The 11,529-nt window shown below is 67.0% G+C and carries 12 protein-coding genes and 1 pseudogene; 8 read left to right on the top strand and 5 right to left on the bottom strand.

Translation table 11 applies throughout. From position 1 onward, the window contains the following. From GH737_RS03205 to GH737_RS03190, 4 genes and pseudogenes are all read right to left on the bottom strand, one after another. Positions 1–268: pseudogene (locus GH737_RS03205) on the bottom strand (deaminase); the annotation flags it as partial. 13 nt (positions 269–281) lie between these two features. Continuing rightward, the gene (locus GH737_RS03200; protein WP_155263415.1) at positions 282–605 is read right to left on the bottom strand and encodes a hypothetical protein; all 324 of its coding nucleotides are present in this window, start codon (positions 603–605) and stop codon (positions 282–284) included. Positions 606–643: 38 nt separating this feature from the next. Next, positions 644–1,963: a glutamate--tRNA ligase gene (gene gltX / locus GH737_RS03195; protein WP_155263414.1), complete on the bottom strand. Its 1,320-nt coding sequence runs from the start codon at positions 1,961–1,963 to the stop codon at positions 644–646. After that, positions 1,960–3,621 carry an NAD+ synthase gene (locus tag GH737_RS03190; protein WP_155263413.1) on the bottom strand — a complete coding sequence of 554 codons (1,662 nt, stop codon included), beginning with the start codon at positions 3,619–3,621 and terminating at the stop codon, positions 1,960–1,962. The genes gltX and GH737_RS03190 overlap by 4 nt, the downstream gene beginning before the upstream one ends. Before the next feature lie 102 nt (positions 3,622–3,723). Between GH737_RS03190 and GH737_RS03185 the strand changes: the two genes are divergently transcribed. The 5 genes from GH737_RS03185 to rplT all read left to right on the top strand — a co-directional run bounded on the left by GH737_RS03185 (position 3,724) and on the right by rplT (position 6,667). Then, the gene (locus GH737_RS03185) at positions 3,724–4,659 is read left to right on the top strand and encodes a ribose-phosphate pyrophosphokinase (protein WP_155263412.1); all 936 of its coding nucleotides are present in this window, start codon (positions 3,724–3,726) and stop codon (positions 4,657–4,659) included. 13 nt (positions 4,660–4,672) lie between these two features. Then, positions 4,673–5,254 carry an SOS response-associated peptidase family protein gene (locus GH737_RS03180; RefSeq protein WP_155263411.1) on the top strand — a complete coding sequence of 194 codons (582 nt, stop codon included), beginning with the start codon at positions 4,673–4,675 and terminating at the stop codon, positions 5,252–5,254. Positions 5,255–5,284: 30 nt separating this feature from the next. Beyond that, positions 5,285–5,941 carry an SDR family oxidoreductase gene (locus GH737_RS03175; protein ID WP_155263410.1) on the top strand — a complete coding sequence of 219 codons (657 nt, stop codon included), beginning with the start codon at positions 5,285–5,287 and terminating at the stop codon, positions 5,939–5,941. Positions 5,942–6,080: 139 nt separating this feature from the next. Then, on the top strand, positions 6,081–6,284 hold the full coding sequence (gene rpmI, locus GH737_RS03170) for a 50S ribosomal protein L35 (RefSeq protein WP_155263409.1): 204 nt from the start codon (positions 6,081–6,083) through the stop codon (positions 6,282–6,284). 14 nt (positions 6,285–6,298) lie between these two features. Next, entirely contained in the window at positions 6,299–6,667 is a 369-nt protein-coding gene (gene rplT / locus GH737_RS03165) for a 50S ribosomal protein L20 (RefSeq protein WP_155263408.1), read from the top strand. Between the two features lie 52 nt (positions 6,668–6,719). Here rplT and GH737_RS03160 read toward each other — a convergent pair whose 3' ends face one another. Then, positions 6,720–7,631 (bottom strand): DUF5996 family protein, encoded by a 912-nt coding sequence (locus GH737_RS03160; protein ID WP_155263407.1) that lies wholly within the window; start codon positions 7,629–7,631, stop codon positions 6,720–6,722. Between the two features lie 61 nt (positions 7,632–7,692). On the opposite strand from GH737_RS03160, the gene pheS reads away from it, so the two are divergent. The 3 genes from pheS to GH737_RS03145 are packed head-to-tail and all read left to right on the top strand — an operon-like array spanning position 7,693 to position 11,517. After that, positions 7,693–8,760, top strand: a complete 1,068-nt coding sequence (pheS, locus tag GH737_RS03155) for a phenylalanine--tRNA ligase subunit alpha (protein ID WP_155263406.1) — start codon at positions 7,693–7,695, stop codon at positions 8,758–8,760. Then, positions 8,757–11,111 carry a phenylalanine--tRNA ligase subunit beta gene (gene pheT, locus GH737_RS03150; protein ID WP_155263405.1) on the top strand — a complete coding sequence of 785 codons (2,355 nt, stop codon included), beginning with the start codon at positions 8,757–8,759 and terminating at the stop codon, positions 11,109–11,111. Before pheS ends, pheT begins: the two co-directional genes overlap by 4 nt. A 1-nt stretch (position 11,112) precedes the next feature. Beyond that, a complete protein-coding gene (locus tag GH737_RS03145; RefSeq protein ID WP_155263404.1) occupies positions 11,113–11,517 on the top strand; it encodes a hypothetical protein in 405 nt (134 codons plus the stop codon). Positions 11,518–11,529 lie beyond the last annotated feature (12 nt).

Genomic DNA, 11,529 nt, shown 5'->3' with positions numbered 1-11,529 from the left:
TGGGCTGCAATTCGAGCAGCAGGTCGGTGCACGCGGGTCCGCGATCGCTCGCATGCGCGCAGGGCTCTAGCGTCACATAGACCGTCGCGCCCGCCGCGCGCTTGCCGGCCGCCCCAAGCGCCACAGCTTCGGCGTGTGGCCTTCCGCCGGCCGCGGTGGCGCCCTTGCCGATGACCCGGCCCGAGCTCGACACGATCACGCAGCCGACGTTGGGGTTGGGCGCGCTTTGGCCGCGGGCGTCCTCGCCTAGCGCGATGGCTTTCGCCATCCATTCGCGATCGTCACTCAATCCCGAGCTGCTTTTCGAGCTTCTTGAACTGCTGCTGCCGCTCCTTTTGCCACGCTTCCCTGGCGGCCTGGTCCTTCTTCTGGTCGGCGACGATATCGGCGTCAGTCCGGTTGGGGGCATAAAGCTCGACCTCGACGACCCGCGGGGGCGGCGCGGTGCCGATCTGCGGGTCGACGATGAACTCGATGACGATGATCGTCGTGATCAGCACCGCAAGGCAGGCGGCGATCACCTGCTCGCGGCTGCGGTGACGCATCAGAGCGAACAGGTCGCGCAATGCAGCAGCGGGCGTGGACGGGCGGGGAAACCAGGACATGGGCGGAAGATAAGGCCCGGGGAACCGCTTCGCCAGCCTCAGCGGGATGCCGCAGCTTCGAGGCGGCGGATGGCGCGGTCCTTGCCCATCGCAGCGAGGAGCGGCGCCATTTCCGGCCCGCTGTCACGCCCGGTGAGGGCGAGGCGCAGCGGATGGAACAGCTCACGGCCCTTCCTGCCCGTGGCCTGCTTCAGTTCGCCCGTTAGCGCGCGCCACGGCTCGGCCGACCAATCGAGACCTTCGGCGACCGCCGCCGCGTCTTTCACCAACAGCCGCTCGTCATGCGCAAGCTCGGGCGGGTCGATCTCGCCATGGAGCACCGCGAACCAGGCTCCGAAGTCGCCCAGTCGTTCGAGATTGCCGCGAAGCGCAAGCCAGTCCTCCTCGGTTGCCTCTCCGGGCAGCCGATCCGCGACGGCGGCATAATCCACGTGGTGGAGCAGCCGCGCGTTGATCAGCTCGACGTCGTGCGGGTCGAAATGCGCCGGGGCGCGGCCGAAGGTGGAAAAGTCGAAGGTGGCCGCCAGTTCATCCAGCGAAGCGAGGGGTTCGACCGGCTGCGACGTCCCGATGCGCGCCAGCACGTCGAGCAAGGCCATCGGTTCGACGCCTTCCTGCCGCAGGTGCTCGGCGCCATAGGAGCCGAAGCGCTTCGACAATTTGCCCTCGGCGGCGACGAGCAAAGCTTCGTGGGCGAACTCGGGCGGCTCGCTCCCGAGCGCCGCGAACATCTGGATCTGCACCGCGCTGTTCGAGACATGGTCCTCACCGCGCACGACGTGGGTGATGGCGAGATCGATGTCGTCGATCACGCTCGGCAGCAGATAGAGCCAGCTGCCGTCCTCGCGCCGGACGACGGGGTCGCTGAGCAGCGTGGGGTCGAACTTCTGCTCGCCGCGGATGAGGTCGCTCCATGCGATCGCCGAATCGTGATCGAGCCGGAAGCGCCAGTGCGGCGCGCGCCCTTCCGGCACGGGTGCATCGGCCGGCTTGCGCTCGTACACCGGCGGAAGCCCACGCCCGAGCAGCACCTTTCGGCGAAGCTCAAGCTCCTCCTGAGTCTCGTAGCAGGCGTAGACCCGGCCAGCGGCGTTCAACCGCTCGAACTCGCGCTCGTAGAGGTCGAACCGCTCGGACTGACGGACGACTTTGTCGGTGCTGAGGCCGAGCCACTGGAGATCAGCGCGGATCGCCTCGTCGAACTCCGCGGTCGAGCGCTCGCGGTCCGTATCGTCGATCCTGAGGATGAACGTGCCGCCGTTCTTCCGAGCGAAAAGGAAGTTGTGCAGCGCTGTCCGGATATTGCCGACGTGGAGCCGGCCGGTCGGGGACGGCGCGAATCGCGTGACCACGCTCATCGCGGGGTCTTCAGCGCCGGCGCGGTATGGAAAAAATTGCTGATCGGATAGCGGCGGTCGCGCCCGAAGTTGCGGCTGCCGATCTTCACGCCGGGCGGGGCCTGGCGGCGCTTGTATTCCGATTTGAGGACCTTCGATTCGATGTCCGCGACGAGGGCGACCTCCTCGCCGGTCGCCCTCGCGACCTCGCCGACGGACATTTCCTGGTCAACCAGCCCCTCAAGGATCCGGTCGAGCACCGAATAGGGTGGCAGGTTGTCCTCGTCCTTCTGGCCGGGCCTGAGCTCGGCCGTCGGCGGTTTGGTGATCACATTGTCGGGCATCACCCGACCGCCCGGCCCCAGCCCGCCTTCGGGCTTGTTCGCGTTGCGCCAGCGCGACAACGCGAACACGGTGCTTTTGTAGGCGTCCTTGAGCACCGAATAGCCGCCGGCCATGTCGCCGTAGAGGGTGGCGTAGCCGACGCTCATCTCGCTCTTGTTGCCGGTAGTGAGCAGCATCTGACCGCCCGAGTTGGACAACGCCATCAGCGCGACCATCCTGAGGCGCGCCTGGACGTTCTCGGCGGCAAGTCCGCTCATGTCCGGAAGCATCTGCCCGACCGCTGCGACCGCCGGCGCGATCGACACGGCGTCATGGCGGCAGCCTAGCAGCCGCGCGCACTCGCGGGCGTCTTCAAGGCTCTCGTGGCTCGTGTATCTGGACGGCAGCATCACGCTGCACACCCTTTCCGGCCCGAGCGCGTCGACGGCGATCGCCGCCGAGAGCGCGCTGTCGATCCCGCCCGACAGGCCGAGAATCACGCCCGGGAAGCCGTTGCGCTGCACATAATCGTGCAGGCCGACCATCATCGCCTTGTAGACGTCTTCCGGAAAGGCATCGAGCTGGTGGGTCTCGCGTGTCGTGCAGCGCCAGCCCTGGGCGGTGCGCTCCCAGTCGGCGATCAGCAGCGCTTCGTCCCAGTCGGGCATCTGCACCACCCGCTCGCCATCGGGATGGACGATGAACGACGAGCCGTCGAACACGAGCTCATCCTGCCCGCCGACGCGATTGAGATAGGCGATCGGCAGCGCCGTCTCCAGCGCGCGCGAGCGCACCAGCCGGTAGCGCTTGTCGTCCTTGTCGAGCTCGTATGGGCTGCCATTGGGGACTAGCAGCATTTCGGCGCCCGCTTCGGCGAGGTGCGCGCACACGACTTCCTGCCAGATGTCCTCGCAGATCGGCACGCCGATCTTCACGCCCATGAACTCGATCGGGTCGGGCAGCGGCCCGGGCGTGAAAATGCGCTTCTCGTCGAACGTACCGTAGTTGGGCAGCTCACGCTTGAGCGTGCGCGCGAGCACCCGGCCCTCGTTGGCGAGGATCATCGCGTTGTACACCGCACCGCCCTCTGCGACCGGAGTGCCGATGAGGATTGCCGGACCGGGTTCCGTCGTCGCAGCGACGAGCTGGTCGGTGCACTCATGAGCCCGGCGAACGAACTCCGGCTTGAGGACGAGGTCCTCGGGCGGATAGCCGATCAGCTGAAGCTCGGGACACAGCAGCAGGTCGGCGCCCGCGGCCCGACCCCGCATGTCGAGCATCGCCGCGGCATTGCCCTCGAGGTCCCCGACGCGCTGGTTCATCTGGGCGAACGCGATTTTGAGGCGGTCGGTCATGCTCATGGCGCCTTTAACGCGCGACGGCGCGGCGGCAATCCTTTGCGCCTTACGGCGGTCGCCGCTAAGGGCCGTTGCAACGCCGCTGCCGAGGGCCCCCACATGAAATTGCTTGCCGGGAACAGCAACCTGCCGCTGGCCCGCTCGATCGCCGAATATCTCGAAACCCCGCTGACCGATGCGAGCGTCCGTCGCTTCGCCGACGAGGAGGTGTTCGTCGAGATCAACGAGAACGTCCGCGGCGAGGACGTGTTCGTGATCCAGTCGACCAGCTATCCGGCCAACGACAACCTCATGGAGCTGTTGATCTGCATCGACGCGCTGAGGCGCGCGTCAGCCAAAAGGATCACCGCCGTCGTGCCTTATTTCGGCTATGCCCGGCAGGACCGGAAGCCCGGCCCGCGCACCCCGATCTCGGCCAAGCTGGTCGCCAATCTGATCACCACCGCCGGAGCGAACCGGGTGCTGTCGATCGATCTCCACGCCGGGCAGATCCAGGGCTTTTTCGACATCCCGACCGACAATCTGTTCGGCTCACCGGTGATCGCGACCGACATCCGCGCGCGGTTCGGAAACCGCGATTTGCTGGTTGTATCGCCCGACGTCGGTGGCGTGGTCCGGGCGCGCGGCCTCGCCAAAAGGCTCAACAACGCGCCGCTGGCGATCGTCGACAAGCGCCGCGAGCGCGCCGGCGAATCGGAGGTGATGAACATCATCGGCGACGTCGACGGACGCACCTGTATCCTGGTCGACGACATCGTCGATTCGGCGGGGACACTCTGCAACGCGGCCGCGGCGCTCAAACAGCAGGGCGCGGTCGAGGTGTTCGCTTATTGCACCCACGGCGTGCTGTCGGGCGGCGCGGCGGCGCGGGTGGCGAAGTCGGAGCTGAGCGAACTGGTCGTCACCGACACGATCTGGACCGGCGAGGCGGACCCGAAGGGCAGCAAAATCCGCCGGCTGACGGTCGCGCCGCTGCTCGGCGAGGCGATCAAGCGGATCTCCGACGAAGCTTCGGTCTCGAGCCTGTTCGACTGACCGGCACGCCGCCATGTGCAACCTTTACCGGATGGAGAAGAACCCGGACGCGATCCGGCGCCTCTTCGCAGACGTCCAGATTCCGCTGACCTTCCCCGAAGGCATTCCGAACATGGAGCCGCGCGACGTGCGGATTTCCGAAATGGCGCCGATCGTGAAGTTCGACGCGCAGCGCGGCATGGCTGAGCTCGTCGAGCGGCGCTGGTCGTGGCCAGGACCCGGCGGCAAGCCGGTGTTCAACATGCGCTCCGACGGACGCGAGTTCGGCAAGGACCGCTGTCTCGTGATCGCCGACGGCTTCTACGAATATACCAGCCCCTCCGACCCGAAGCAGAAGCGCAAGGATTGCTGGCTGTTCCGCCCGTCCGAAGGCGAAGTCGCCATCGCGGGGCTGGTGCGGAGCATTCCCGAAGTCGGCGAAGCGTTCACGCTGCTGACGGTGCCGCCAGGGCCTGACGTCGAGCCGTACCACCACCGCGGCGTCGCCTTGCTTGCCCCGCGGCAATGGCGCGCGTGGCTCGACGGCTCAGGGAAATGCGTCGAGACGTTGGGGCCGAGCGTCGCCGGGAGCCTCACCGTTTCCCAGAAGAGCTGAGCTTTTCCGGCGCCGCTGCGTTCGAGCACTATGTCCACAATCCTCATTACCGGCGCGAATCGAGGCATTGGTCTCGAATTCGCGCGGCAATATTCGCAGGACGGCTGGGAAGTCGTAGCGACGGCGCGGCACTCGGGCGAGGAGCTCGACGCGCTCGGTGTCCGCGTCGAGCCGCTCGACCTTGCCGACGCCGATGCGGTCGCCTCTTTCGCCGGGAAGATCGACGGTCCGCTCGACCTGTTCATCGCCAATGCGGGCACGAACCACCCGATGGAAGGGAAGTCCGCCGACGACGCGCGTGCCTGGCAGGCGATGATGATGGTCAACGCGATCGCCCCTTATGTGCTCGGCAAGGCGCTGCTTCCGCGCATGGCCGAGGGAGGGAGGATGATCGCCATTTCGAGCGGCATGGGAAGCATCGGCGACATCGGCGCCGGCTGGGTCCCGTACCGCACATCCAAGGCGGCGCTGAACATGGCGTGGAGTTCGCTCGCCATCGAGGCGAAGCCGCGCAGCGTGACGTGCGTCCTCGTCAGTCCGGGCTGGGTCAAGACGCGGATGGGAGGCGCGGGCGCACAGATCACCGCGGAGCAGAGCGTTGCCGATATCCGCAAGCTCGTCGTAGGGCTCGGCATCGAGCAGACCGGTCGGTTCCTGAGGCGGAACGGCTCGGAAATCCCCTGGTGACTGCTTGCGTCCGGCGCCACTCGCCTCTATAGGCCCGCGCTTTCCAGATCGTTGGAAAATCAATGGCCCGGCCCGAAGGCATGCCGTGGCGGTTGGATAACGTCGTCCCCGCCTGCGCGGGGACACACAAGGAGACGAAATGCCCAAGCTCAAAACCAAGAGCGGCGTGAAGAAGCGCTTCACGGTCACCGCGACCGGCAAGATCAAGCACGGGGTCGCGGGCAAGCGCCACCGGCTGATCAGCCACAACGCCAAGTACATCCGCCAGAACCGCGGCACCGAGATTCTCAGCGAGGCCGATGTCGCCCGCGTGAAGTCCTGGGCGCCCTACGGCCTCAAGTAAGGAGCGGATGAGACATGGCACGCGTCAAAAGGGGTGTCACCACCCGCGCCAAGCACAAGCGTATCCTCGACAATGCGAAGGGCTATTACGGCCGCCGCAAGAACACGATCCGGATTGCCCGCCAGGCGGTCGAGAAGGCCGGCCAGTACGCCTACCGCGACCGCAAGGTGAAGAAGCGCAGCTTCCGCGCTTTGTGGATCCAGCGGATCAACGCCGCGGTCCGCGCGGAAGGCATGACCTACGGCCAGTTCATCCACGCGCTGAACCTCGCCGGAATCACACTCGATCGCAAAGTGCTCGCCGACATCGCGATGCACGAGGCCGAAGCGTTCAGCGCCATCATCGTCCAGGCGAAGGGCGCGCTGGAGAAGAAGGCGGCGTAGTTCTCAGCCAAGAACAGCGAGGGGCGTCGGAAGCGATTCCGGCGCCCTCTTGCTATGGCGCCACTGGCTCCCGCTCCAGCGCTGCGCGGTCCCAGTGCGCCAGCTCGGCCGCTGCGTCGTAAGCCGACTGAAAGAATTTCGTCAGCATCCGGTCGGGATCGTCGGCCGCGCGCACGTCGGCATAGGGCAGGACAAACTCGCCGTACGTCTCGTCGAACTTGCCGTGCGTGACGTCCGCCGCGCGGAAACGCTCGGGTTCGGGATAGATGTAACTGTAGAAGAAGGGCTCGGCCGCGGTCGCTCCGCCGGCCCAGAAGCCGGCGCTGCTGACCTCCTCGCTATAGGCCTCGCGCGTGATCCTGTCGGGAAGGCCGGGGATCCCCCCGGGATGCTGCGGCGCCTTGCGGCCCGAGAAGCGGCTGACGGCCAGATCGAAGCTGCCCCACCAGAAATGCACCGGACTGGCCTTGCCGCTGAAGCCCGCGCGGAAGCACGCGAACACGGGGAGCATGGCAGCGAGCGCCTCGCGAAACCGCTCCGCCGAATCCCTGTCGTAGTCGCGGCGCGTCGTGTCATCGGCAAACGGAACCGCCTCCGGCAGTTCGTTGGGCCAGCCATTGAACGTCGCTGGCAGGTCGTGGCGATCAAGCATCCCGATCAACCGCTTGTGAAGCGCAGCGATGTTCCCGGCGTTGAGCGGCAGCTCCTCGCGCCGGCCGTCGCTGATCCACAGCACGATCGCGTGGCGGCAAAGATCGAGCGTCAGCGTGAACGTCCGCTCGCCGCTCGCAGCCGTCGGCATGATTCCGAGCCCGCGCGCGTTGGGCTGGAGCGCCGCTTGCCAGCCGTGATTCATCCAGGGAGCATGTGCGACGCGGATCTTGCCGATCATCTGCGCGGCGAGGTGGAGCAGCGCGAGGGTGTCGTGGTCGCGTTCGACGCTTAGCTCGGGCCAGTTGCTCATGCGTTGCTGCTGTAGCACGCCTTTGCATTTTGCGCCGCAGCGCGGCTAGAGCGCGCTCAGGATGACCGACGCCGAAACCATGCTCGACCGCATCGCGGCCGCCGAGAACCTGAGCGAACTCGAAGCCGTGCGCGTGTCGGCGCTCGGCAAGGCGGGCTCGATCACAGCCCTTTTGAAGTCGCTCGGTTCGATGGATTCGGAGGGCCGGGCAAGCGAGGCGCCCAGAATTCATGCCTTGCGCGAGCAGGTGACGCAGGCGATCGCCGAGCGCAAGTCCACGCTCGAGAACGCAGAGCTGGAGCGCAAGCTCGCGACCGAAGCGATCGACCTTTCGCTTCCGGCGCCCGAAGGGCTCTCCGGCACGGTCCACCCCGTCAGCCAGGTGATGGACGAGCTCGCGGAGATTTTCGCCGACCTCGGCTTTTCGGTCGCGGAGGGGCCGGAGATCGAAACCCAGTGGTACAATTTCTCGGCGCTCAACATGCCGGAGAACCACCCGGCGCGCGCCATGCAGGACACTTTTTACCTCGAGCCGCGCGAGGGCGAGGACGAACCCCGCGTGCTCCGCACGCACACGTCGCCGGTGCAAATCCGCGCAATGGAGGCCCATGGCGCACCGGTCCGGCTGATCGCGCCGGGGCGCGTGTACCGTTCCGATAGCGACGCCACCCACACGCCGATGTTCCACCAGATCGAAGGGCTGGTGATCGACCGCGCGATTACGCTCGGCCATCTCAAATGGACGCTCGAAACCTTCCTCAAGGCCTTCTTCGAGCGCGACGACGTCGTGCTGCGCATGCGGCCCTCCTACTTCCCGTTCACCGAACCGTCGGCGGAGGTCGACGTCGGCTGGTCGATCGAGAAGGGGCGGCGGGTCGTCGGCGGGCAGCAGGGCTGGATGGAAGTGCTCGGCAGCGGCATGATCCACCCCCGCGTGATCGCCAATGCCGGGCTCGATCCCGCGGAATGGCAGGGCTTCGCCTTCGGCACCGGCGTCGACCGCCTGGCGATGCTCAAATACGGGATGGATGACCTGCGCCCCTTTTTCGACGGCGATATCCGCTGGCTCAAGCATTACGGCTTCCGCGCGCTCGACGTGCCGACGTTGAGCGGGGGAGTGGGCGCGTGAAGTTCACCCTCTCGTGGCTGAAGGAACATCTGGAGACAGATGCTTCCGCCGAGGAGCTTGCCGACAAGCTGACCAACATCGGGCTCGAGGTCGAGGAGGTCAGCAACCCGGCCGAAGCGCTCGCGCCGTTCACCATCGCCAAGGTGCTGACCGCCGAGAAACACCCGCAGGCAGACAAGCTGCAGGTGCTGACTGTCGACGCCGGAACCGGCGAGGCCATCCAGGTCGTCTGCGGGGCACCCAACGCGCGGGCCGGGATGATTGGCGTGTTCGGAGCCCCGGGCACCTACATCCCGGGCAGCGACATCACGCTCAAGGTGGCGGCGATCCGCGGCGTGGAATCGCGCGGCATGATGTGCTCGGCGCGCGAGCTCGAGCTCGGCGACGACCATAGCGGCATCATCGAGCTTCCGGACGACGCGCCGGTCGGGAACGCCTTCACCCGATATGCGGGCCTCGACGACCCGGTGTTCGACGTGAACGTCACGCCCAACCGGCAGGACGCGATGGGCGTGCGGGGGATCGCGCGCGACCTCGCCGCCGCCGGGCTGGGAACGCTCAAGCCGCTCGCGGTGCCGCAAATCCAGGGCAGCTACCCGTGTCCGGTGCCGGTGACGATCGAGGATCCTGAGGGCTGCCCAGCTTTCTTCGGCCGCGCGATCCGGGGCCTGAAGAACGGCACCTCGCCCGAGTGGATGCAGCGCCGGCTCAAGGCTGCAGGCCAGCGGCCGATCTCGGCGCTGGTCGACATCACCAACTACGCGATGATCGATCTCGGGCGGCCGAGCCACGCCTACGACATCGCAAAGCTCAGCGGCGGGCTCACTGCACGTGATGCTCGTCCGGGCGAAAAGGTGCTCGCGCTCAACGAAAAGGTATATTCGCTCGAGCCGTTCATGACGGTGATCGCGGACGAGCGCCAAGTGCACGACATCGGCGGGATCATGGGCGGCGAGCATTCGGGCGTCAGCCAGGCGACGACCGATGTGATGCTGGAAGTGGCCTATTTCACGCCCGAGCGGATCGCGCGAACCGGCCAGGCGCTCGGCCTGACCAGCGACGCGCGCAGCCGCTTCGAGCGCGGGGTCGATCCTGCTTTCCTGGATGAGGGGCTGGCGATCCTGACGGGCCTCATCATCGACATTTGCGGCGGCGAACCGTCGGCTGCGGTTCACGCCGGCACGCCGCCGGTCGAGAAGCGCGTGATCGACTTCGACTTCGCGCGAACCAAGGCGCTCGGCGGCATTGACGTGCCGGAGATGCGCCAGAAGGAAATCCTCGAAAACCTCGGCTTCGAAGTGGCGGGGAACGCGGTCACGGTCCCCTCGTGGCGGCGCGATGTCGAAGGTCCCGCGGACCTCGTCGAGGAAGTGGCTCGAATCACCGGTTACGACAAAGTGCCCTCGACTCCGCTCGAGCGTGCGCCCGGCGTGGCGAAGTCGACCGCAACGCGCTCGCAGCTCCTCGAGCGGCGCGTACGGCGGACCGCTGCGGCGCGTGGTCTCGACGAAGCGGTGACATGGAGCTTCATCTCCGAAGGGGAGGCGGCCGCCTTCGGCGGCGGCGAGTGGACGGTTGCCAACCCGATCAGCGAAGACCTGAAGGTGATGCGGCCCTCGCTGCTGCCAGGCCTCATCGCCGCCGCACGCCGCAATCTCGACCGCGGCGCCCCGTCGGTGCGGCTGTTCGAAATCGGGCGACGCTATCTCGCCGACGCCGAGCACCCGACACTTGCCCTCGTGCTTGCCGGCGAGCGCCGCCCCCGCGGCTGGGAAACGGGCAAGGCGCAGCCGTTCGACGCGTTCGATGCGAAGGCCGAAACGCTCGCGCTGCTCGAGGCAGCGGGCGTGGCGGTGGACAATCTCCAGCTTTTTCCGGATGCGGGGCAGACTTGGCATCCCGGCCGCTCGGCGACGCTGCGCCTCGGGCCCAAGACAATCCTCGCGGCCTTCGGCGAGCTCCACCCGAGCCTGAAGAAGAGCATCGATGCGCCGGCGGACGCCGTGGCCGCCGAGCTCTACCTTGACACGGTTCCCTCGGGGCGGTCGAACGGCCGTGCCCGGCCGGCCTATGCGCCGCCCGCGCTGCAGGCCGTCACCCGCGATTTCGCGTTCATCGTTCCGGCCGGACTGACCGCCGACACCCTGCTCCGCGCGATCCGTGGCGCGGACAAGGCGGCAATCACCGGCGTTCGCCTGTTCGACAGGTTCGAGTCCACGGACGGTCTGTCGCTCGCCTTCGAGGTCACGTTGCAACCGGCCGAGAAGAGCTTCACCGACGAGCAGATCGGCGAAATCTCGCGGCGCATCATCGACGCTGCGGAGAAACTGGGCGCGCGGCTCAGAAGCTGAGATGATCGAGCGCTTCCTCGACGGTCTTCGGGAGAAGATGGAGGATCCCGACCACTGCGCCTACATGACCGTCGTTATCCCCGGAGATCTCGACCCGTTCCAGCGCCATTACCGCTTCAGCGTTCATGTCGATGCCGAGCTGCGGCTGGCCGACCTCGGCTGCAGCGTCGGCGGAGGCACGCTCTATTATGAGCCCGACGAGGATGACCCCGATGCTACCCCCGAGATCGCTTGCTGCATCCTCGACGTGGACGCGATCGACGTCGATCGGGTGCGCGCGCTGCTGCGCCTGCACTTGCCCGAGCTCGGCGCCCCGGCGGGCACACTGGTGCAGTATGGCGGGCGCGAGGATCGCTTCGATGGCGCGCTCTGGCATCTGAACGAACCGCGCAGCATCGAGGATTGATGAGCCAGGCGA

Origin of the sequence: Sphingomonas segetis (assembly GCF_009720245.1) — a bacterium.
GTDB lineage: Bacteria > Pseudomonadota > Alphaproteobacteria > Sphingomonadales > Sphingomonadaceae > Sphingomicrobium > Sphingomicrobium segetis.
Note: the sequence above shows the minus strand (reverse complement) of the source record. Positions and strands in the feature narration are given on the sequence as shown.

Bases quoted from the DNA above. Each gene is read 5' to 3' on its own strand.
- GH737_RS03200 (WP_155263415.1), bottom strand. From the start codon at position 605: ATGTCCTGGTTTCCCCGCCCGTCCACGCCCGCTGCTGCATTGCGCGAC.
- gltX (WP_155263414.1), bottom strand. From the start codon at position 1,963: ATGAGCGTGGTCACGCGATTCGCGCCGTCCCCGACCGGCCGGCTCCAC.
- GH737_RS03190 (WP_155263413.1), bottom strand. From the start codon at position 3,621: ATGACCGACCGCCTCAAAATCGCGTTCGCCCAGATGAACCAGCGCGTC.
- GH737_RS03185 (WP_155263412.1), top strand. From the start codon at position 3,724: ATGAAATTGCTTGCCGGGAACAGCAACCTGCCGCTGGCCCGCTCGATC.
- GH737_RS03180 (WP_155263411.1), top strand. From the start codon at position 4,673: ATGTGCAACCTTTACCGGATGGAGAAGAACCCGGACGCGATCCGGCGC.
- GH737_RS03175 (WP_155263410.1), top strand. From the start codon at position 5,285: ATGTCCACAATCCTCATTACCGGCGCGAATCGAGGCATTGGTCTCGAA.
- rpmI (WP_155263409.1), top strand. From the start codon at position 6,081: ATGCCCAAGCTCAAAACCAAGAGCGGCGTGAAGAAGCGCTTCACGGTC.
- rplT (WP_155263408.1), top strand. From the start codon at position 6,299: ATGGCACGCGTCAAAAGGGGTGTCACCACCCGCGCCAAGCACAAGCGT.
- GH737_RS03160 (WP_155263407.1), bottom strand. From the start codon at position 7,631: ATGAGCAACTGGCCCGAGCTAAGCGTCGAACGCGACCACGACACCCTC.
- pheS (WP_155263406.1), top strand. From the start codon at position 7,693: ATGACCGACGCCGAAACCATGCTCGACCGCATCGCGGCCGCCGAGAAC.
- GH737_RS03145 (WP_155263404.1), top strand. From the start codon at position 11,113: ATGATCGAGCGCTTCCTCGACGGTCTTCGGGAGAAGATGGAGGATCCC.